The organism is Methylobacterium sp. J-068 (assembly GCF_022829445.1).
GTDB lineage: Bacteria > Pseudomonadota > Alphaproteobacteria > Rhizobiales > Beijerinckiaceae > Methylobacterium.
Genome location: NZ_JAKSXY010000109.1, coordinates 1 through 19,058, shown reverse-complemented (window position 1 = coordinate 19,058; position 19,058 = coordinate 1). Strand labels below are relative to the sequence as shown.

The 19,058-nt window shown below is 69.5% G+C and carries 19 protein-coding genes; 14 read left to right on the top strand and 5 right to left on the bottom strand.

Translation table 11 applies throughout. The annotated features are described in order from the left end of the window. Positions 1-9 precede the first annotated feature (9 nt). Positions 10-894, top strand: coding sequence for an NAD(P)-dependent oxidoreductase (locus MKK54_RS18645; RefSeq protein ID WP_244012942.1), 885 nt, complete (start codon positions 10-12; stop codon positions 892-894). A gap of 52 nt (positions 895-946) precedes the next feature. Here MKK54_RS18645 and MKK54_RS18640 read toward each other — a convergent pair whose 3' ends face one another. From MKK54_RS18640 to MKK54_RS18630, 3 genes are all read right to left on the bottom strand, one after another. Next, complete coding sequence (locus MKK54_RS18640) at positions 947-2,290, bottom strand: GGDEF domain-containing protein (protein ID WP_244012940.1); 1,344 nt, start codon at positions 2,288-2,290, stop codon at positions 947-949. 71 nt (positions 2,291-2,361) lie between these two features. Then, positions 2,362-3,276, bottom strand: coding sequence for a TIGR02285 family protein (locus tag MKK54_RS18635; RefSeq protein WP_244012937.1), 915 nt, complete (start codon positions 3,274-3,276; stop codon positions 2,362-2,364). 532 nt (positions 3,277-3,808) lie between these two features. Beyond that, complete coding sequence (locus tag MKK54_RS18630) at positions 3,809-4,297, bottom strand: Lrp/AsnC family transcriptional regulator (RefSeq protein WP_244012935.1); 489 nt, start codon at positions 4,295-4,297, stop codon at positions 3,809-3,811. A gap of 139 nt (positions 4,298-4,436) precedes the next feature. On the opposite strand from MKK54_RS18630, the gene MKK54_RS18625 reads away from it, so the two are divergent. Continuing rightward, complete coding sequence (locus MKK54_RS18625; protein WP_244012932.1) at positions 4,437-5,375, top strand: DMT family transporter; 939 nt, start codon at positions 4,437-4,439, stop codon at positions 5,373-5,375. A gap of 45 nt (positions 5,376-5,420) precedes the next feature. Here MKK54_RS18625 and MKK54_RS18620 read toward each other — a convergent pair whose 3' ends face one another. Continuing rightward, positions 5,421-6,020: a transcriptional regulator gene (locus tag MKK54_RS18620; RefSeq protein ID WP_244012930.1), complete on the bottom strand. Its 600-nt coding sequence runs from the start codon at positions 6,018-6,020 to the stop codon at positions 5,421-5,423. A 113-nt stretch (positions 6,021-6,133) separates the two neighbouring features. Here MKK54_RS18620 and MKK54_RS18615 point away from each other — a divergent pair, with 113 nt between their 5' ends. From MKK54_RS18615 to MKK54_RS18590, 6 genes are all read left to right on the top strand, one after another. Then, complete coding sequence (locus MKK54_RS18615) at positions 6,134-7,189, top strand: phosphatase PAP2 family protein (protein WP_244012927.1); 1,056 nt, start codon at positions 6,134-6,136, stop codon at positions 7,187-7,189. A 236-nt stretch (positions 7,190-7,425) separates the two neighbouring features. Next, the gene (locus tag MKK54_RS18610; RefSeq protein WP_244012925.1) at positions 7,426-8,904 is read left to right on the top strand and encodes a protein adenylyltransferase SelO; all 1,479 of its coding nucleotides are present in this window, start codon (positions 7,426-7,428) and stop codon (positions 8,902-8,904) included. A gap of 432 nt (positions 8,905-9,336) precedes the next feature. Beyond that, the gene (locus MKK54_RS18605) at positions 9,337-9,537 is read left to right on the top strand and encodes a hypothetical protein (protein WP_244012923.1); all 201 of its coding nucleotides are present in this window, start codon (positions 9,337-9,339) and stop codon (positions 9,535-9,537) included. 261 nt (positions 9,538-9,798) lie between these two features. After that, positions 9,799-10,044 (top strand): hypothetical protein, encoded by a 246-nt coding sequence (locus MKK54_RS18600; protein WP_244012921.1) that lies wholly within the window; start codon positions 9,799-9,801, stop codon positions 10,042-10,044. Between the two features lie 172 nt (positions 10,045-10,216). After that, positions 10,217-10,681: a nuclear transport factor 2 family protein gene (locus MKK54_RS18595; RefSeq protein WP_244012919.1), complete on the top strand. Its 465-nt coding sequence runs from the start codon at positions 10,217-10,219 to the stop codon at positions 10,679-10,681. 125 nt (positions 10,682-10,806) lie between these two features. Continuing rightward, positions 10,807-10,956, top strand: coding sequence for a hypothetical protein (locus MKK54_RS18590; protein WP_244012916.1), 150 nt, complete (start codon positions 10,807-10,809; stop codon positions 10,954-10,956). Between the two features lie 262 nt (positions 10,957-11,218). Here MKK54_RS18590 and MKK54_RS24555 read toward each other — a convergent pair whose 3' ends face one another. After that, entirely contained in the window at positions 11,219-12,346 is a 1,128-nt protein-coding gene (locus tag MKK54_RS24555; RefSeq protein ID WP_279597446.1) for a methyl-accepting chemotaxis protein, read from the bottom strand. A 321-nt stretch (positions 12,347-12,667) separates the two neighbouring features. On the opposite strand from MKK54_RS24555, the gene MKK54_RS18580 reads away from it, so the two are divergent. The 6 genes from MKK54_RS18580 to MKK54_RS18555 form a co-directional block, all read left to right on the top strand. After that, on the top strand, positions 12,668-12,955 hold the full coding sequence (locus tag MKK54_RS18580) for a lipid asymmetry maintenance protein MlaB (RefSeq protein WP_279597445.1): 288 nt from the start codon (positions 12,668-12,670) through the stop codon (positions 12,953-12,955). A 23-nt stretch (positions 12,956-12,978) separates the two neighbouring features. After that, entirely contained in the window at positions 12,979-13,344 is a 366-nt protein-coding gene (locus MKK54_RS18575; protein WP_244012912.1) for a response regulator, read from the top strand. Between the two features lie 189 nt (positions 13,345-13,533). Next, positions 13,534-14,658 (top strand): HD domain-containing phosphohydrolase, encoded by a 1,125-nt coding sequence (locus MKK54_RS18570; RefSeq protein ID WP_244012909.1) that lies wholly within the window; start codon positions 13,534-13,536, stop codon positions 14,656-14,658. Between the two features lie 411 nt (positions 14,659-15,069). Continuing rightward, entirely contained in the window at positions 15,070-17,157 is a 2,088-nt protein-coding gene (locus MKK54_RS18565; protein ID WP_244012907.1) for a chemotaxis protein CheA, read from the top strand. Further along, a complete protein-coding gene (locus MKK54_RS18560) occupies positions 17,157-17,618 on the top strand; it encodes a chemotaxis protein CheW (protein ID WP_244012905.1) in 462 nt (153 codons plus the stop codon). Before MKK54_RS18565 ends, MKK54_RS18560 begins: the two co-directional genes overlap by 1 nt. Before the next feature lie 27 nt (positions 17,619-17,645). Beyond that, positions 17,646-19,058: methyl-accepting chemotaxis protein (locus MKK54_RS18555; RefSeq protein WP_244012903.1), on the top strand; the 1,413-nt coding region annotated here is incomplete at its 3' end.

Below are 19,058 nucleotides of genomic sequence, written 5' to 3'. Positions count from 1 at the left end.
AGACGGTTCATGGATGTCGGATTGATCGGCCTCGGCCGGATGGGACGGGGCATGGCGGCGAGCCTCGTGCGGGCCGGGCACGCCGTGCGGGTCTGGAACCGCTCGCCGGGGGCGGCCGAGGGGCTCGCGGGCGTCACGCCTGTCGCCAGCGCCGCCGAGGCCTTCGCGGGGGATGCCGCCATCACCATGCTCGCCGACGACGCGGCCCTGCGCGCGGTGATCGTCGAGGGCGGCCTCCTCGACGGACCCAACCCGCCCGGTCTGCACCTCTCGATGAGCACGATCTCGGTGGCGCTGGCGCGGGAACTGGCGGCGATCCATGCCCGCGCGGGCGTGCCCTATATCGGCGCCCCGGTCTTCGGGCGGCCGGACGTCGCCGAGAAGGGAGCCCTGAACATCCTGGCGGCCGGTGCCCGGCAAGCCGTCGCGCGGGCCCAGCCGCTCCTCGACGCCATGGGTGGCAAGACCTGGGATTTCGGGCCCGAGCCGCACCGGGCCAACGCGGTCAAGCTCGCGGGCAACTTCATGCTGATCGCGGCGATCGAGGCGATGGGCGAGGCCGCGGCCCTGGCCGAGGGGCACGGCGTGAGCGGCGCCGATCTCCTCGAGCTCCTCACCAGCACGCTCTTCGCGTCGCCCGTCTACAAGAACTACGGGGCCCTGATCGCCGCCCAGAGCTACGAGCCGCCGGGCTTCAACCTCAAGCTCGGGGCCAAGGATATCGGCCTGGCCCTGGCGGCGGCCGGCGCGGCCGGCGTGCCGATGCCGTTCGCCGACGTGCTGCGCGATACCCTGAGCGAGGCTGTCCGGCAGGGAGACGCGGACAAGGACCTCGCCGCCCTGGCCGAAGTCGCGCGGCGCCGCGCCGAAACGAACCGCGCGCCCTCGGGGTGAAGACGAGGGGCGGGCCTCGCGACCGCCGGAACACCGTCGCCGGTCGGCGCGATCAGGCCGCGCCCCGTCCCCGCTCGTCCCGCTCCGGCAACAGCGCGGATTGCGTCTCGACACGGTTGCGGCCGTTGCGCTTGCACCGATAGAGCGCGGCATCCGCGCGGGCGACGAGGCTGTCCGTGCTCTCTCCGGGCCGGAGTTCGGCGAGGCCGAACGAGCAGGTCCGGGACCCGACATGCGGCAGGATCGCCGCCTCGATGTGTCGGCGCAGGCTCTCGGCGTGGGCGGTCCCGTCCGTCAGGCCGGTCCCGGGGCAGACGATCATGAACTCCTCGCCGCCCCAGCGGCCGAGGGTATCGCCGGGGCGGTTGTCCGCGCGCAGGACCGCCGCGAGGGCGACCAGAACCTGATCGCCCACCTTGTGGCCATGGCGGTCGTTGATCGCCTTGAAGTGATCGATATCGGCCAGGATCACGCAGAGCGGTCCGCCCTCCGCTTCGGCCCGCCGGCCCTCCGCTTCCAGGGCCGCGTCGAGCTTGCGCCGGTTGTCGAGGCCCGTGAGCAGGTCGGTGTGGGCGAGGCGCTCGAGGTCGCGCGTGCGCTCGGCGACGCGCGCCTGCAGGGTGGCGTTCGCGGCGCGCAATTCGCGCATCAGGCGGGCATTGTCCTCGAAGGCCCGGCGCAGGCGGCGCACCATGGTGTTGAGGGTGGCCGTCAGCGCATGGAGTTCGTGGCGCCCTCCGGACGACAGCGTCAGGGGGCGCGCCCCGAGCGTGTCGGCATCGAGTTGCGCCAGGAAGCTGCCGATCTGCGCCAGCGGCCGCCCGACCATGTGCCGGATGACCGCGAAGAAGATCAGCCCGAGCACCAGGGATTTCAGCGCCGAGTTAATCAGGATCACGATCAAAGTGTTCGTCACCTGATCGATGGCGATGGCATCGTCGGAATAGAGCGTCCAGGACCCGACCGGATAGAGCTGGCCGTTCCGCTCGGTATGGACGAGGGGAAAGGTCCGGCTGAAAGGCCGGCCGAAGCCGGGGCTGACCGGGGTCTCGCGGCCCTCGGCGTCGACCCGCGCCTGGCCGCCGTCCGGCGCGGTCACGGTGCCGAGCGCCTGGACGCGCCTGCCGCTCTCGTCGCGCACCTCGACCCCGACGACGACGGGGATCTCCTTCATCCCGGTGAGGATGCCGCTGAGCACCGCGGCATTGAAGCGCCACAAGGCATCCTCGAGACCGGGGCTGAACGTCCGCTGCATCGCGGCGACGTCCTCCTTGAGTCGGTCGCTGGCGCGCCGGTACTCCAGCGCCATCTGGATGCCGGTGAGGCAGACCGCCACCACGACGTAGCAGCCGAAGATGACCCGCATCAGCCGCGTCGCCAGGGCGCGGCTCGGCATCGGGGCGTCGGCCCCCGCCCGTTGTCCGGCGCGTGGCCGGTATCGGAACGGCGATGTCGGCATCCGGCGCGCTACTCGCTCGACAGGAAGGAGGAATCGTAGACGGCCCGAAGCTTGACCAGGTCCTCCTCCGCCGACCAAGCCTCGACGATCCGCCGATAGCGGTCGGTCGCCCGCTCCGCCGGCAGGATGGCGTCGATCCGGTCGATGATCGCACGGCCCCAGGGCGTGCGCGAGCACATCACCCGGCTGAAGACCGGCTCGGGCTCCTCGGTCATCGGCAGGCCGATCCAGTCGGCCGGTTCGCCCGTGGTCCTGGCCGTGGTCCGGGCGTAGTAGGCGGCGATGTTCGAGAATTCGATCAGGTAGTCCAGGCGATCGTTCTGGAGCATCCGAAACGCCTCGCCGAACTCCGAATGCGCCTGCGGCACCGGGGACGCGCGCAGGATCGCGTCGATGTCGGGGGCCAGGACGCGGTTGCGCAGGACGCTGGTGCGGAGTTCGGGATGCTCTCGCAGCAGGCCGGCGAGGGAGAGAGGGCGCAAGGCCTCGAAGCGCGCGCGCTGTGAGGCCCGCACCAGGATGCGCAGCGGATAGAACAGACCCGTGGGGCGCGAGAAATACGCGAAGGCCTCGCGCTCCGGCGTTCGGACGCCGCCGACGAAGCACCATTCCGCGCCCTGCTTCAGCGAACTCACGACGCGTGGAAACGGCACCACGAGGACGTTGTGGGTGTAGTCGGCGAGGCGATCCGTCAGGATGTGCCGGACCTGGTCGGCGATCCCGGTCCCGGCCTCGGGACCGTCCGTGATCATGTAGGGGGCCGCGTCGTAGATCGCCCAGGTCACCTGCTTGCCCGATACCGCGCCCGGCGCCTCCACGGCTCGCGCGGGCACCGGCCGCGCGGTGACGAGGATCGCCGCGACCGAGATCGCCGCGACCAGGGCCGCGGCAGCGGCGCACGCATGGCGCGCGGATCGTGACACGGTGACCATCGGTGCGGCTATCGAGGCCGGGCGGGACGGCACGGCGCACAAACGCCCGCCTGTATCGGGCGAGCGTCAACCGAGGGTCGGGTCGCCGCGGAACCTCGTCGGGTGCCCCTCCAACCGCTGCGGCGTTCGAACCTCGTTGGCATCAGGGAAATCCTCGGTTGCCGATCCGAACCAGGATAACGGCTACGCTTTCAACACCCGGTTAACTTGCGCCCCAAAGTCCGACATGTCCGGGTTTTGCAGGAGCATCATGAACTTCTTGCACGACATTGTGATGGATCGAGCAGAGAGGTCTCGAATTTCGCGTGTAATCAGGTTTCGATGATCGTGTGTCGGCCGGGAAAATATTTTACGTTAGAAATTATCGTCTTCGAAAAATCCGATCGAGAATATATCATAAGTGTATTTTGACGCGGAGATGTTTTCTTTTTCGATCTGATCTTCGGTGGTCGCGTCGCACGGGTATCACCCTCTCCCGCGCCGTGTCGGCCGCGCGGCGGCCCGGCCTCGCGGCGGCCCGGCCTCAGCGGTGGAGATGGGCGAGGGGCAGGGCGGTGGTGTATTTCACCTGACCGAGGGCGAAGCTGGAGCGGATGCTCGCGACGCCCGGAATGCGGGTGAGATGATCGAGGACGAGCTTCTGGTACTGCTCGAGATCCTCCACCACGACGCGAAGCATGTAATCGGCCTCGCCGCTCATCAGGTAGCACTCCATCACCTCCGGCCGGTGGCGCACCGCGTCGTCGAACGCCTTGAGGGCGCTCTGGGTCTGCTTCTCCAGGGAGACGTGGACGAAGACGTTGACGGCGAGCCCGAGGGCCATCGGATCGGCCACCGCGACCGAGCGCTGGATGACGCCGCTGGCCTTCATCTCGTTGATCCGGCGCCAGCACGGCGAGGTGGAGAGCCCGACCGCCTCGGCGAGGTCGGCGATGCTGGTCTCGCTGTTCTGCTGCAGCCGCTCGAGGATGCGCAGGGACGCGGAATCGAGCTCGACGGCCTTGCGCGGCATGACGATCCTCATTCGAGCCGAAAAACGGCATGGCGTGCTGATATCCGATCAATGGCGGGGCAACCAAGGCGGAAATGCCCCGCGTCCCATCATAAAAAACCGGGGCGGCGGTGAGGCCGCCGCGACCCGGATGTTCGTCATGGCCGATTCCTGCACGCCCGCCCTTGTCCCGACCCTCGCGCCGGCCCGCGCCCGCCCCGCGATGCCGACCGGGCTCTGGCTCGGGCTGATGGTGCTGCTCTGGGGCCTGAGCTGGCCGGCGATGAAGCTCTGCCTCGGCAGCGTGCCGCCACTCTGGCTCGCCGCCCTGCGCTTCTCCACCGCCGGTCTGGTGCTGTTCGGGGTGCTCGCGCTGGCGGGCCGCCTGCGCTGGCCGCCACGGGCCGACTGGCCGGTGCTCGCGAGCGTCGGCGGGCTCCAGATGATGGCCTTCACGGCGCTCGGCCTCGTCGCCATGCGCCACACCGATGCGGGACGCGCCGCGCTGCTGGCCTACACCACGCCGGTCTGGGTCATGCTCGGGGCCTGCCTGATCCTGCGGGAGCGGCCCTCGCGGGGCCAGTTCGCCGCGATCCTGCTCGGGCTCGCCGGCGTCGCCGTCGTGTGCTCGCCGCTGGGCATGGACTGGACCGATCCCGACGTGCTGCTGGGCAACAGCCTGCTGCTGCTCTGCGCCCTCTGCTGGGCCGTCGTCATCCTGCATGTCCGCCGCCACCGCTGGGTCGCGCATCCGCTGGATCTGGCGCCCTGGCAGATGCTGCTCGCCGCCATTCCGCTGATCGTCGCCGCCCTCGCCCTGGAGGGGCCGCTCTCCGTCGCGTGGTCGCCGCGCCTCGTCGGGCTCCTGGCCTTCATCGGGCCGGTGGCGACCTCGTTCTGCTTCGTGATCTCCTCGGAGGTCGGCCGGCGCATCGACAGCTTCACGATGTCGAACGCCACCCTCGGGGTGCCGGCGATCGGCCTGCTCTCGTCGGCCCTGCTCCTGGGCGAGCGCCTGAGCCTCGCCCTGCTCGTCGGGCTCGCATGCCTCGCCGCCGCCCTGCTCACCGCCGCCCAGGAGGGGCGCTGCCGGACCTGACCGGCACGGCGCCGAACGCGCGGCCGACCCGGGCTTCGAGGCCGCCTATCTCGGGTTTGTCTGGGCCGCCTCCGGTGACGGAACGCCCGCGCGGATCACCGCCCCGGCCCGATCCCGCGCCCGCTGCCAGCGCCGGCATTCGCGCCGGGCGTCCTCCAGGGCCCGGTGGTCCGGGGCCGGGTCGTCCTTCGCCTCCTGGCGCAGAGCCGTCATCAGCTTGCCCGCCACGCCGTCGCGCACGGCCGGTGCCAGGCCGCCCGCCGCCAGGATGTCGAGGATCGCCCGGCGCTGAGCCTCCGCCGTCGCCCCGAGGCGCAGCGCGTGCCGGGGCAAGCCGGACGAGCGCAGCAGCCGGCTCAGCCACTTGCCGTCCCAGGAGGGCGCGGAAGCGTAGAGCGCGACGCCGCGCAGGGTGGTCAGCATGTGCAGCGCCACCCGATCGTGCGGCACGCCGTCCCGCACGAGGCGCTGCCGGCTGATGCCGTGCACGGCCTCGGCCTCGGGAGCCCAGTCGGTCCAGGCCGGTGCCGGGCGGATCAGGAAGCTCTCCGCGCCGCCATCCGCGAAGACCCAGGCGACTTCGATCGGGTAGCTGGACTTGCCCAGCGACGAGGCCTCGAAATCCAGGAAGGCGATGCGGGTCAAGGGCGGGGTCGATCCGGGAACGGCGCGGAAAAACGTCGGCGGGACGGCGATGGCGGGCAACCAACGGCCGCAAAGCCGAGTTCCGGCTTCGACGAACCACCGAAGGATTCCGGGTGAGCGACGCGACACCGATCTCCCTCCCCACCCGTGGGGAGCGCCGATGGCTGCCCCTCCCGTCCGCACCCGCCGCTCTTCCACGATCCATCATTCCCCTGCGCCGCCTGTCCGCGTCCCTGGCCGCCCCGCATCCGGGGCTCTGGGGGCTCGCCCTGGCGATCGCGCTCCTCGACGCCGCGTGGCTCGCGCGCTTGGGGATCGCCCTGGTGCCGGAGGGCTTCGCTTTGGCCGCCGGCCTCGTGGTCGCGCTGCTCGGCCTCGCGCTCCTGTTTGGGCCGGTGAAATCCGAGCCGTCGCTCCGGGCGATGGCGCTCGCGAGCGCGGCCCTCATCGCGATCACGCTGCCCATTGCGGTGCTGCACTACCTCACCGCGACCTGGGCCCTGCCGCTGGCCGACGCGCGGCTGGCGCGGGCCGAGGCCGCCCTCGGCTTCGACTGGACGGCCCATATCGGGTTCCTCGAGGCGCATCCGGGCCTCGCCCGGTGGCTGGCGCTCGCCTATCACACCAGCGGGCCGCAGGTCGGGCTCACGGTGATCGTGCTCGGCGCCGCGCGGCGGCTCGGCCGCCTCTGGGCCTTCGTGCAGATGTTCGGCCTCCTCCTCCTCGCCGTGGTGGCGGTCGCCGCCCTAGTGCCGGCCGCCGGCCCCTACGCGCATTACGGGGTCACCGCCTTCCCCAAGGGCTCCATCGAGACCTTGGGCGCGCTCTGGCACCTCGACGCCCTCGCGCAGCTGCGGGCCGGAACGCTGCGCAGCCTCGCGCTCGGCGACATCCGCGGCCTCGTGACCTTCCCATCCTTCCACGTCTGCCTCGCGGCCCTGACGGCCTGGGCGCTGGCGCCGATCCCGTTCCTCGGACCCGTGGTGATCGCCCTCAACGCCGTCATCCTGGTGGCGACCCTGGGAGCCGGCGGCCATTACCTGCCCGATCTCCTGGCGGGCGTCGCCCTCTCCGTTGCCGTCATCGGCGGGCGCACGGTCCTGCGCCGCCGACGGTTCGCCGGGCTGGCCCTCGCACGCCCCGATGCGGGGCCACGTCCGCGGGCCTGAATCCTGGCGCATCCGCATGGGGACGGGCACCCCCGGCGCTGAGCGGAGGGATGTCGCCCGCCCGCACGATGGCTGCCACGATGGCTGCCACGATGGCTGCCATGTGTTGCCTCGGGAGCCCGCGAACCCCAGGTCATACGCGGTCTCACCGAGGTTCGGCGGACGCCCGCCGCCGCGCGGTCGCGCGGGCAGACCTCGAGACGAGAGACGCGCACCAGCCGGGATCACCCACCGCGATGACAGCCGCCATACCCTTCGCCAACACCTATGCCCGGCTGCCGGAGCGCTTCTTCGCGGAGGTTCCGCCGACGCCGGTCGCCGCGCCCCGTCTCATCCGCGTGAACCGGGACCTCGCCGATCTACTCGGGATCGACCCGGATTGGCTCGCCGGCCCGGAGGGCGTCGCGGTGCTGTCGGGCAACCGGGTTCCGGAGGGCGCCGAGCCCCTCGCCATGGCGTATGCGGGCCACCAGTTCGGCAACCGCGTGCCGCAACTCGGCGACGGCCGCGCGATCCTGCTCGGTGAGGTGGTCGGCCGGGACGGGGTCCGCCGCGACATCCAGCTGAAGGGGGCGGGCCCGACGCCATTCTCGCGGCGCGGCGACGGCCGCGCCGCCCTGGGGCCGGTCCTGCGCGAATACGTGGTCAGCGAGGCCATGGCGGCCCTCGGCATCCCGACCACCCGCGCCCTGGCGGCGGTGCTCACCGGCGATTCCGTGATGCGCGAGACCGTGCTGCCCGGCGCGGTGCTGACGCGGGTCGCCACCAGCCACATCCGCGTCGGCACCTTCCAGTTCTTCGCCATGCGGGGCGACCTCGACGGCGTGCGCGCCCTCGCCGACCACGTCATCGGCCGGCACGACCCCGACCTCGCGGAGGCGCCGGACCCCTACCGGGCCCTGCTCGCGCGCGTGGTCGCGCGCCAGGCGGACCTCGTCGCCCGCTGGCTCCTCGTCGGCTTCATCCACGGGGTGATGAACACCGACAACTGCGCCGTGTCGGGCGAGACCATCGATTTCGGTCCCTGCGCCTTCCTCGACGCCTACGACCCGGCCGCCGTCTTCAGCGCCATCGACGAGTATGGCCGCTACGCCTACGGCAACCAGCCCGGCATCCTGCACTGGAACCTCACCCGCCTCGCCGAGGCGATGCTGCCCCTCCTCGCGCCCGAGACGGAGGACGGCATCGCCGTGGCGCAGGACGTTCTGGCCGCCTTCGGTCCCCGCTTCGAGGCGTCCTATTACGCAGGATTGCGGGCCAAGCTCGGCCTGACCACGGTGCAGGACGGCGACGGCGACCTCGCCCGCGCCCTCCTCGAGACGATGGGCGCCAACCGCGCCGACTTCACCCTGACCTTCCGGCGCCTGGGCGACGCGGCCCTCTCGGCCGAGGGTGACGCGGCCGTGGCCGCCCTGTTCGACGACCCCGCGGCCTACGGGGCTTGGGCGACCCGCTGGCGGGCGCGGCTCGCGGCCGAGCCCGTCGACTCGGCGATCCGCCGAGCGGCGATGAACCGGGTGAACCCGGCCTTCATCCCGCGCAACCACCGGATCGAGGCCGTGATCGAGGCGGCGATCGCCCGCGACGACTTCGCCCCCTTCCACGACCTCGTGACGGTGCTCGCCAACCCCTACGACGACCAGCCCGCCTTCGCGGCCTATGCCGAGCCGCCGCAGGCGCACGAGCGCGTGCTGCGCACCTTCTGCGGCACGTGAGCCGGGAAGCGCGACCCGTCGCCGGCTCCGCGCCGATCGGCGCGGCCGCGCGTCGAACCCGCCCCACGTCAGAGGCGTTGAATCCTCACAGGGGAGGATCGGTTCTTGGCGAGGACGCCTCACATCTCGAGCGAGTTCTTCGCCGACGCGGCCTACGATGCGTCCCACGGGCGACTGAGCGCCAGCGCGATTGATCGTGAGAGTGCCCGTCGACGGCTCCTGCCTGACGTCGCAGGGGCACGGCGGTGGGGCCTCGGGCGAGGACGACACCGATCCGATGGGCGTCGTGAGGATGGGGCAGGGCGACAAGGCCGAGGGCCGATCCCCCGCCAATCGCGTTCGGGATGGGACGTCCGCGCACGTCGCCATTTCCAAGTGTCTTGGTATATCGTATTCCAGTCGCGTTCCCGCATCATACCGATGGGTGCATCGATGACTCAGACCCTGAAGCCGGACCGCCCGATCTGGCCCTCCGTTCCGGATACGCTCGCGCCGCCGGATACCGAGGCCGGAGGGGACGCCGCCGCCCAGCGTGTCCCCAAGCGTGAGGTCGCGCCGATCGAGCGCCCGGAGCCGGACGCCGCACCGCCGGCTCCGGGCGCCTTCGAGGGCTTCGGTTCCTTTTCAAGATAAGGGACGGCCGCTCCGACCCGTGAGGCCCGGGGCTTTGGCGGCGGGCGTGACGCGCGCTGTCGCGCGGACCCTGGTCGCTTGCTCAGTCTCGGCACAGCGCCCGAGGAGGCTCGAGGAGAAGACTTGGCGAGAAGAAGACTTGGAAAGTTCGGTGATCGATCCGGCGAGGCCGACCTGTACGATCAGGTCGGCTCGGCGGGGCCGGTCACGTATCGGGGCGCCGTTCATTGTTCGTGCAGCATGTCGGCCTATGAAAGATCCATGCGCTACACATTCGCCGCCGCCCTCATGCTGTGCGCCACCGGAGCCTTCGCGGGCCCGATGGATTTCCTCGGCGGCATCCCGGATGCCCCGGGCGTGGTGCATGGCGGCTCCTTCGGCCCCAGCGGCAACGATTATTACGGAGACATGCGCCTGAGCGGCCCGCGCCCGAAGGTCCTCGGCCCACGATACGCCAGAATGAAGCCCCGTCACCCGTCCGTCGACAAGCGTGCGCCTCGGTCCTGAGAATGGAAAAAACCCGCCACGGGCTGATGCCGGGCGGGTTCGATGGCGAGGGCGACGGTGGACCGGACGCAGACCTCGGCGCCCCTGAGCCCGACATCGTCTCCCTCCGATTCGCAGCGACAATCCGGCGACCCGCGCGAAAGATCCCCTCCGACCTGTTGCGGGCGTTTGGGTGCTCGATCTGCGCGAACCGGATGTCGGTGATCGTCATCGCGGGCCTCCCGGTGATAGAACCGGCGCCCGGAACCGGCAGACCTGGATGAGGACGATGATGGCGGACGATTTCGAACAGCGGTGCCGCGCAACGATCGACGCCTATATGGCGGCCTTCAATGCGAAGGATCTCGACGCGCTCGGGCGCACCCTGACCGAGGACGTGACCCTGGTGGATTGGGACGTGTCCGCATCGGGCCGGGACGACGTGCTCGCCACCACGTCCAGGATCGTGTCCGGCGCGGCCCTCCACATCACGGTGCGCGGCCTTCTCGTGGCCGAGCCGAATGCGGCGGCCGACATCGTGATCGCCATCGACGGCACGAGCGATCTCGATGTGCTCGATCTCTTCGCATTTGCGCCTGACGGACGGATCCGCTCCATCCGCGCATTCCGTGGCCCCCAGCGGACCAGGCCTCGGTGAGTATGACGCGTCGAGGCCTGCTCCGCGAGACCGCGCGGCGGCGGACGTCCGCCGAACCTCGGTGAGGCCGACCGATGGGTCGGGCTCATCGAGACCAAGGATCAGCCGAACCGATGGAGTCGCGCATGGACGATGCGAGGTTTCGCGCTCTGGAGGCGCGCATCACCGCATTGGAAGCCGAGGTGAAGAGCGCGCGGAACGACATCCAGTGGGCGATCGCACTGATGTTCGTGGTCCCGGTCGGGCTGCTGATCGTGCTGCGCGTCTGGTCCTGAGAGCCACCCGGCCTCGCGCCATCGAGAGCGTCCCCGAGACCGTCGCCGCTTGAATCCAAGCGGAGACGCTCTCGCTCAGCCCGAGCGAAGCCCATATCCGCCATCCCGAAGGGATCGACCGGATTTGGTCTGAGACGGCCAACCGCGCCGATCCGGTCAGGGGCGGCGATGCGCGCAGGGTGCCCGGATGCGGCTGAAGGCGCGCATCACCGCATCGAGGATCGGGAACGGGACCTCCGTCCTGCCATCGGGCGCCAGCCTCTCAGAACAGGTCGATGCCATCCAGGTTGTCGTTGTCGTTGGACGTGGCGCCCGCGGGCGCCGCGACGACGAGGCCCGGCAGGAGACGCTGCTGGAGACGCCCGCGCACTTCCCCGAGGGTACAGCGCGCGACGGCCGCCTCCAGCCAGCCCTGGTCCAGTTCGGACACGGTCACGCGCGGGGCATCCGAGGCGGTACGGTTCTGGAGCTGTTCCATCGCCGTGCCCAGGGCCTGGAGCATCTGCCCCGTGTTCTGCAGGCGTTGCTTCGCCAGATCCTGAAACTGCATCCCCACGATGGCGGCCGCCACCTCGGTGGTGATCGCCTGCGTGGTCTCGGCGGTCTGCCGGAGCACGTCGGAGACGCTGTTGTTCCGCTCGACGAGCGTCTGCATCACCATGCGCACGCGGGCGTCGGCGAGGTGGCTCTCTTCCGACATGTTGACGGCCGCGATGTCGTTCAGAAGCCCGCGGCTGCTGCGCAGCCCGGTGGCGATGGTGCCGATCTGTTGCTTGATCGTCTCCGAAAGGCCGTTGATCGAACCGGCGAGCGCGCGGACCTCGTCGGCGACGACGGCGAAGGCGCGCCCGGCCTCGCCCGCCCGCGCCGCCTCGATCTTGGCATTGAGGGCGAGCAGGTTCGTCTGCCGGTTGATCCGCTCGATCTGCACGACGCTGCCCTCGACCGAGACGAGTTCGGTCAACACACCGTCGAGGGCGTGGGCGGTTTCGCCGCCCCGCGACGACAGGAAGGTGATCTTCTCCATCAGCGCCGAGAGCGTCTCCCCGAGGCCGGAGGCGACGTCGGCGAGGTGAAGCGACTGGCCGTCGATCTGAACGGTCTGGATCGATCTGACGAGATCCTGCACGATGTCGGCCTGATCCTGCGTCGTCGCGCAGATGTTCTGGAAGCGCTCCGAAAGGTTGTGGACGTTGTGCTCCACATGCTCCGAGGTGAGGCCGATCTCGTCGATCAGTGCCTCGAGCGCGCGCCGTTGCAGGCCCGAGAGTCCGAGCCAAGCGTCAAGAAGATCGACGGCGCTCGGCCCATCCTGGGCCCGTTCGGTACCGTCGTCCGTAATAGCTATGCTTTCGAGGACATCCGAAGGATGTTCGAACGTGGAGGCCAATTCATGGGGCGTCCCGTCTTGTGGCGCGGCTTTCTTGTGCCAGGGCGACCAAGACGAGGGAAAGCGTTTGCGAGCTTCGGTGGGAGCCTTCATGGCCATCCTTTAACGCCTTCATCTCGTCTACTGTCTGGTCCGGCTAACACCAGAATTCTGTTGGCATCGGACCGTATCGTCGCAGTCTCGTCTGTCGCACTTTCAAAAAGATTAGCGACGAGGACAGAATAGATATCCAGCGTGGCTTCATAGAAGATTTACAACCGCCGTGGTCCTATCCGGCGTCCCCGCCCGGCCCCTGTCGGGCCTAAGCCCTTCCGGTCCGCCATGTCCGCTTCCCAGATTCTCAGACTTCCCGATGAATGCAGCGTCAGGACGATCCGGTCGCTGCATGGCGAGGTGAGCGAAGCTTTCGCCGGCACGGCGGACCTGACGCTCGATTGCGCCGATGTCGCGCGCGCCGACATCGCCCTCGTCCAACTGGTCGTCTCGGCGGTCAGGACGGCGGCCCGCGAGGCCAAGCACGTGCGGCTCGCCAACATGTCCCCGACCGTCGAGGCCGCGTTCCAGCGCGCGGGCGTGCCGCCGCGCGGCCCCGATTGTCCCGTCTCCTGATTTGCAGTCTCGGAGTAATTCACATGGCCACCATTCTCGCCGTCGACGATTCCGCCAGCATCCGGCAGATGATCAAGGTCGTCCTAGGACCCGCCGGCCATACGGTCATCGAGGCCGCCGATGGGGCCGAAGGCGTCGCCAAGGCCAAGAGCAACGCGCTCAACCTCGTCATCACCGACCTGAACATGCCGGTGATGAACGGCCTCGACATGATCAAGAACCTGCGTGGGCTGCCCTCGGTCACGGGCGTGCCGATCCTGTTCCTGAGCACCGAGTCCGACGACGGGATCAAGCAGCAGGCCAAGGCGGCGGGCGCGACGGGGTGGATCACCAAGCCGTTCAAGCCCGAGCAACTGCTCGCCGTCGTGGAGAAGCTCACCCGGGCTTGATCGCCGCCCGTTCCACGTCCGCAGGACGACGGATGTGGGGCGCCTGCCGGCGGTCCCGGCCGAAGCACGGCGCGGGGCCGAGCCGATCCTTGCGGAAAGCCGGGTGTCGAGGAACCTGAGCCGGCGGTCACCCCGTGGCAGGCGCGTCCCGTGAATTTCAGCCCCCGACCGACGGCGTAACCCTCGACGATGAGCACGCATCCAGGCCCCGTTCGCTCGACAACGCTCGCCCATCCGGTCGTGATGCGCGCCGAGACGATCGGGCGGGTGCTTCCGGCCATGCGCGCCCTCGTGATCGACGACAGTCGCGCGAATCTCGGCCACTTGCAGGCGCTGATCCGGAGCGTCAGCGACGTCACCTGCCACGGCTTCACCGACCCAGTCGCGGCGATCGCGGCCGCCGGGGAGACGGCCTTCGACATCGTCGTCGTCGACTACCTCATGCCGATCATGGATGGCCTCGACGTGATCCGGCACCTGCGCAGGCAGCCGACCCACGCTTCCATTCCCATCGTCATGGTCACCGGGCGTGTCAACGAGGCGGTGAAGCTCGCCGCCATCGAGGCCGGCGCGACGGACTTCCTCTCGAAATCCGTCGGACAGACGGAACTCAAGGCCCGCCTGCGCAACCTCATCCAGCTCTCGGCGTCCCTGCGCTGGGTGAACGACCAGGCGGCGTGGCTGGAGCACGCCCTGAGCGTCGCGACGCACGAACTCCTCGAGCGCGAGGAGGAGATGATCCTTCGCCTGTCGCGGGCCGTCGAGTACCGCGACAACGACACAGGCGGCCACACCCTGCGGGTGGCGGCCTACAGCCGGATCATCGCCGAGGAGCTCGGGCTTCCGCCGGACACCTGCCGGTCGATCTACCTCGCGGCGCCCCTGCACGATGTCGGCAAGGTGGCGATCCCGGACGCGATCCTGCTCAAGCCGGGCCGCCTCGATCCCGAGGAATTCATCCGCATCCAGGGCCATGCCGCCCTCGGTCACGAGATCCTGGCGGGGAGCCGGAGCGGGCTGATCCAGCTCGCCGCCGAGATCGCCGGCGCGCACCACGAGCGCTGGGACGGCAGCGGGTATCCCGCCGGGCTCAGGGGGCGTCTGATCCCTCTCGCGGCCCGCATCGTGGCGGTGGCCGACGTGTTCGATGCCTTGACCACCGTGCGCCCCTACAAGGCGGCCCAGTCCTTCGACGAGGCCCTGGCCCATATCGAGAGCGAGCGCGGCAAGCACTTCGACCCGACCTGCGTCCAGGCGTTCCTGGCCGGGCGCCGGCGCATCCTCGAAGCCAAGCACGCCTACGCCGATCGCTGACCGGCCCTGCCCGGAAGCCCGGCGCGCGCCTTCTCCGTCACATCCTGAACCGAACCGGCCGCCCTCGGCCCGGTGCGCATCCGCGTGCCGCCATCGCCCGCGCGGGCTCCCGCGAGCGGAGCGACCGCCGCGCGACGCGGCCGGTGATCCTGTGATCCGTGCATCAAGCGATGACTTGAATATGTGATCAGATTATTTGTCAAAGCACAATCTATCCTGAAATTTATCCAACTATGTTTTCCGGTAAGGTTCTTTTAGCCATTGTAATATTATCTGTAGCCTCAGTCATGAAAGAGGCCGGTCGCACGGCCGGACGATCCGACGAGCCGGGATTCCCGGCGCGCCGAGGCCGTCCGGTGATGCCGGCTACCCATGAGACAAGCCCCGCTCGCGAACAGGTCCGGAGAAGAGATGAGCAGCCTCGATCCCATTGACGTCTTCCGGACAGAGGCCGCCGAGCTTCTGGATTGCCTCGAGGCGACGCTCCTCGACCTCGGCGAGAAGCCCGACAGTGGAGCCCTCGTCGACACCGCCTTCCGGGCGCTGCACACGATCAAGGGGTCGGGCGCGATGTTCGGCTTCGACACCGTGGCGGCGTTCACCCACGATTTCGAGACGGCCTTCGATCTCGTGCGTCAGGGCAAGGTCCCGGCGAGCGTCGAGCTCGTGAACGTCTCCTTGTCCGCCAAGGACTACATCCGGATGCTGATCGAGGATCCGGACAACACCTCCTCCATCATCGGCGATGCCGTCCTCGACGAGTTGCGGCGCCTCGTCGGCGGCGTCGGTCATGCGTCCGCGGCCGCCCCACCCGCGCCCCGGACCGAGGCAGCCCCGACGGGCGTGAACGGCGGCGCCGCGCTCACGCATGAGCCGACGCAAGGCGCGGACGCGGCGGCGGGATGGCGCATCGGCCTCGTGTTCGATCCCGACATCCTGCGCAACGGCACCAATCCCCTCGCGCTTCTCGACGACCTGCGGGATCTCGGGCCTTGCGAGATCGTCCCCCGGCTCGACGCGGTTCCGGATCTCGCCGCCCTCGATCCCGAGGCCCTGACGCTCGCCTGGGACGTGACGCTGCGCGGTGACGCGAGCCGCGAGGCGATCGAGGACGTCTTCATCTTCGTCGGCGACGAGGTTCGCCTCATCCTCACGCCCCTCGATGCGGCGGCCTCCCCGGAGACGGCGCCCGTGCCGGCGTGCGCGCCGGCCTCCGAGCCTGAGCGGCAAGCCGTCCTCGCCCCCACCCCGCAGGCGCCCGTGCCGGCCGAGGCGGCCGGATCCGCCCCCGAGGCACGCCCGGGCACCCGGCGTCCCGAGGACAGGCCGTCGGCGACCGTGCGGGTCGAGGCCGGCCGCCTCGACGAGCTGATGGACCGGGTGGGCGAACTCGTCATCGCCCAGGCCCGCCTCAGCCAGCTCGCCGGCCTCCAGACCGATGCGGGGATCAAGTCGATCTCCGAGGAGATCGAACGGCTGTCCTCCCGCCTGCGCGACACCACGATGGGCATCCGCATGGTGCCCATCGGCTCGCTCTTCGGCCGCTTCCGGCGCCTCGTCCACGACCTCTCGCGCGATCTCGGCAAGCCCGTCGACTTCGTCACGGAGGGTGAGGACACCGAACTCGACAAGACCATGATCGAGCGCCTCGCCGACCCGCTCGTCCACCTGATCCGCAACGCCATCGACCACGGCATCGAGAGCCCGGCGCAGCGCGGCGGCGGCAAGGGACCGACGGGCCGCATCGCGCTCACCGCCGAGCATGTCGGCGCGCAGGTGCTGGTCAGCGTGCGCGACGACGGTGCCGGCCTCGACGCGGCCCGCATCCGGGCCAAGGCCGAGGAGAAGGGGCTGGTGGCGCCGGGAACGCCCCTCACCGACCAGCAGATCTACCAGTTCCTGTTCGCGCCCGGCTTCTCGACCGCCGCGACCATCTCGGCCCTGTCGGGCCGCGGCGTCGGCATGGACGTGGTCAAGAAGACCATCGAGGGTCTGCGCGGCTCCATCGACATCGCCACGGAGCCGGGAGCGGGCACCACCGTCTCCCTGCGGCTGCCCCTGACGCTCGCGATCATCGAAGGCCTGCTGATCCGGGTGGGGGAGGGGCGCTACGTCATCCCGCTCTCGGCGGTCGAGGAATGCGTCGAGCTGCCGGCGCTGGAGCGGGAGACGCGGGGGCGCGACTTCCTGAATATCCGCGGCGAACTCGTGCCGTTCCTGCGCCTGCGCACCCTGTTCGAGGCCGAGGGCGAGTCCGACCCGCACCAGAAGGTGATCGTCATCGCCGCCGGCGGGGTCCGGATCGGGCTCGTGGCCGATCAGATCATCGGCAACCACCAGACGGTGATCAAGTCGCTGTCGAAGCTGCATGCGGATGTCGCGACCTTCTCCGGGGCGACGATCCTCGGCGACGGCACCGCCGCGCTCATCATCGACGTCGGCCAGCTCGTGACCGGCGGCCGACCCGAGAGACTTCAAGAATTTCAGGAGGTGGCGTGATGGCCGAGATTGCCGAAGCCGTCGGACACGACGGCGCCCTGCAGGTCGTGATGCTGCGCATCGGGGCCGAGACCTTCGCCCTCGACGCCGGGATGGTGCGCGAGATCATCGATCCGATTCCCGCGACGCGGGTCGCGGGCGCGCGTGGCCACCTCGCCAGCGTCGTGAACGTGCGCGGGAACGTGGTGCCCCTCGCCGACATCCGCGAGCGCTTCGGCATGCCGCCGGTCGCGGCGACACGCGACACCCGTTTCGTGGTGATCGAGGTGGCGATCGAGGGCGATCCCGTCGTGGTCGCGCTCATCGCCGACAAGGTTTTCGAAGTGACCGAAATCCACTTCGATCAACGTCAGGCCATCCCGAAGATCGGGACCAACTGGCGGCCTGAATACATCAAGACCATCGTCAAGTTCGGCGATGATTTCGTCATCATTCCGGATATCGAGCGCATCCTGAATTGAAATAAACCATTGAATTGGAGAAGGAACATGCGTTTTACGATCAAGGCAAAACTCGGGATCGCCTTCACGATGATCCTTCTGATGCTCGGAGGCATCGGCTATCTCGCCATCGCGAGCCTGAGCGGCTCCAACGACCGGATGCAGGCCTTCGCGGCTCGACCCTTCTCACAGATCCAGCGGGTCCTGCGCTTCGAGTCGATGGCCTTCGATGCCGCGCGCATGTTCGCGCGCTCCCTGCTCGAACCCACGAATGCCGCCCGCGAAAAGCTGTTCGCCGATTTCAAGGCGCACGACGCCAAGTTCCAGGCAATCCTGAAGGAATACACCGACCTCGTGCCGGTGGAGGAGCGTGCCCGGATCCAGCCCCTGCGCGATGACTGGAGCAAGATGAGCGAGGCCGTGACGAAGGGGATGGAGTTCGGCGTCCTGAACGGAACCAATACGGCGTCCAACATGGCGACCAGCGACCTGTTGGCGGCTTTCGCCGACATGACGGCGCGGATCGCCGAACTCAAGAATCGCGCGGATTTCTCCGGCGACGGCCGTAGCCTGGTCGAGGGGATCGAAGTCAAGATGTATCAGCTGCGCGGCGACGTCTTCCGCGCGGTCGTGATCACCGACGACGCCACGCTGGCGAAGGCCGCCGCCGCCTACGCCGAGACTCGCGGCGTTCTCCTTCGCGACCTCGTCAAGCTCGCCGAACTCAACGGAACCGGTGGAACCGCCGATGGAGTCGGCGCCCTCAACACGACGGTGAGGCAGTGGACGGCGGTGGCCGACAAGGTCTTCGCCCTCGGCGTCGCCAACACCGACGCCAAAGCCCTGCGCTTCTACGTGGGTCCCTTCACCGACGGCCGGAAGGCGGTCGTCGAGGACGTGGCGAAGCTGCGTGCCTACGAGGAGAGCGTGGCCCAGGCTTTCGTCCGCGACACGCAGTCGGCCTATGAAACGACCCGCATGATCACGATCGCGGTCGCGGCCGGTGCGGTCCTGCTCGGCGTCGTCATGGCGTCCTGGATCGCGGTCTCGATTTCCCGTGGTCTGTCGAAGGCGGTCGCCGCGACCCAGAGCATCGCCGCCGGCGACCTCACCCGCGACGTGGTGGTGAGCGGCCGCGATGAGATCACCGACCTGCTCAAGGCGGTCCAGACCATGACGGTCAAGCTGCGCGCCGTCGTGAGCGAGGCCCTGGCTGCGGCGGGGAACGTGTCGTCGGGCTCGCAGGAACTGTCGGCCTCGGCCGAGCAGCTGTCGCAGGGCTCCACCGAGCAGGCCTCGTCCACGGAGGAAGCCTCGGCTTCGATGGAGGAGATGGCGGCCAACGTGAAGCAGAACGCCGACAACGCCAGCCAGACCGAGACCATCGCGCGCCAGTCGGCCAAGGACGCCGAGGCCAGCGGCGCCGCCGTGGGCCGGGCGGTGGATGCGATGCAGACCATC

What these genes read in the sequence shown, in the direction of transcription:
- MKK54_RS18600 (WP_244012921.1), top strand. Translation starts at nt 9,799, where the DNA reads ATGCGCTACACATTCGCCGCCGCCCTCATGCTGTGCGCCACCGGAGCC.
- MKK54_RS18610 (WP_244012925.1), top strand. Translation starts at nt 7,426, where the DNA reads ATGACAGCCGCCATACCCTTCGCCAACACCTATGCCCGGCTGCCGGAG.
- MKK54_RS18575 (WP_244012912.1), top strand. Translation starts at nt 12,979, where the DNA reads ATGGCCACCATTCTCGCCGTCGACGATTCCGCCAGCATCCGGCAGATG.
- MKK54_RS18625 (WP_244012932.1), top strand. Translation starts at nt 4,437, where the DNA reads ATGGCCGATTCCTGCACGCCCGCCCTTGTCCCGACCCTCGCGCCGGCC.
- MKK54_RS18565 (WP_244012907.1), top strand. Translation starts at nt 15,070, where the DNA reads ATGAGCAGCCTCGATCCCATTGACGTCTTCCGGACAGAGGCCGCCGAG.
- MKK54_RS18570 (WP_244012909.1), top strand. Translation starts at nt 13,534, where the DNA reads ATGAGCACGCATCCAGGCCCCGTTCGCTCGACAACGCTCGCCCATCCG.
- MKK54_RS18590 (WP_244012916.1), top strand. Translation starts at nt 10,807, where the DNA reads ATGGACGATGCGAGGTTTCGCGCTCTGGAGGCGCGCATCACCGCATTG.
- MKK54_RS18630 (WP_244012935.1), bottom strand. Translation starts at nt 4,297, where the DNA reads ATGCCGCGCAAGGCCGTCGAGCTCGATTCCGCGTCCCTGCGCATCCTC.
- MKK54_RS18580 (WP_279597445.1), top strand. Translation starts at nt 12,668, where the DNA reads ATGTCCGCTTCCCAGATTCTCAGACTTCCCGATGAATGCAGCGTCAGG.
- MKK54_RS18605 (WP_244012923.1), top strand. Translation starts at nt 9,337, where the DNA reads ATGACTCAGACCCTGAAGCCGGACCGCCCGATCTGGCCCTCCGTTCCG.
- MKK54_RS18560 (WP_244012905.1), top strand. Translation starts at nt 17,157, where the DNA reads ATGGCCGAGATTGCCGAAGCCGTCGGACACGACGGCGCCCTGCAGGTC.
- MKK54_RS18640 (WP_244012940.1), bottom strand. Translation starts at nt 2,290, where the DNA reads ATGCCGAGCCGCGCCCTGGCGACGCGGCTGATGCGGGTCATCTTCGGC.
- MKK54_RS18645 (WP_244012942.1), top strand. Translation starts at nt 10, where the DNA reads ATGGATGTCGGATTGATCGGCCTCGGCCGGATGGGACGGGGCATGGCG.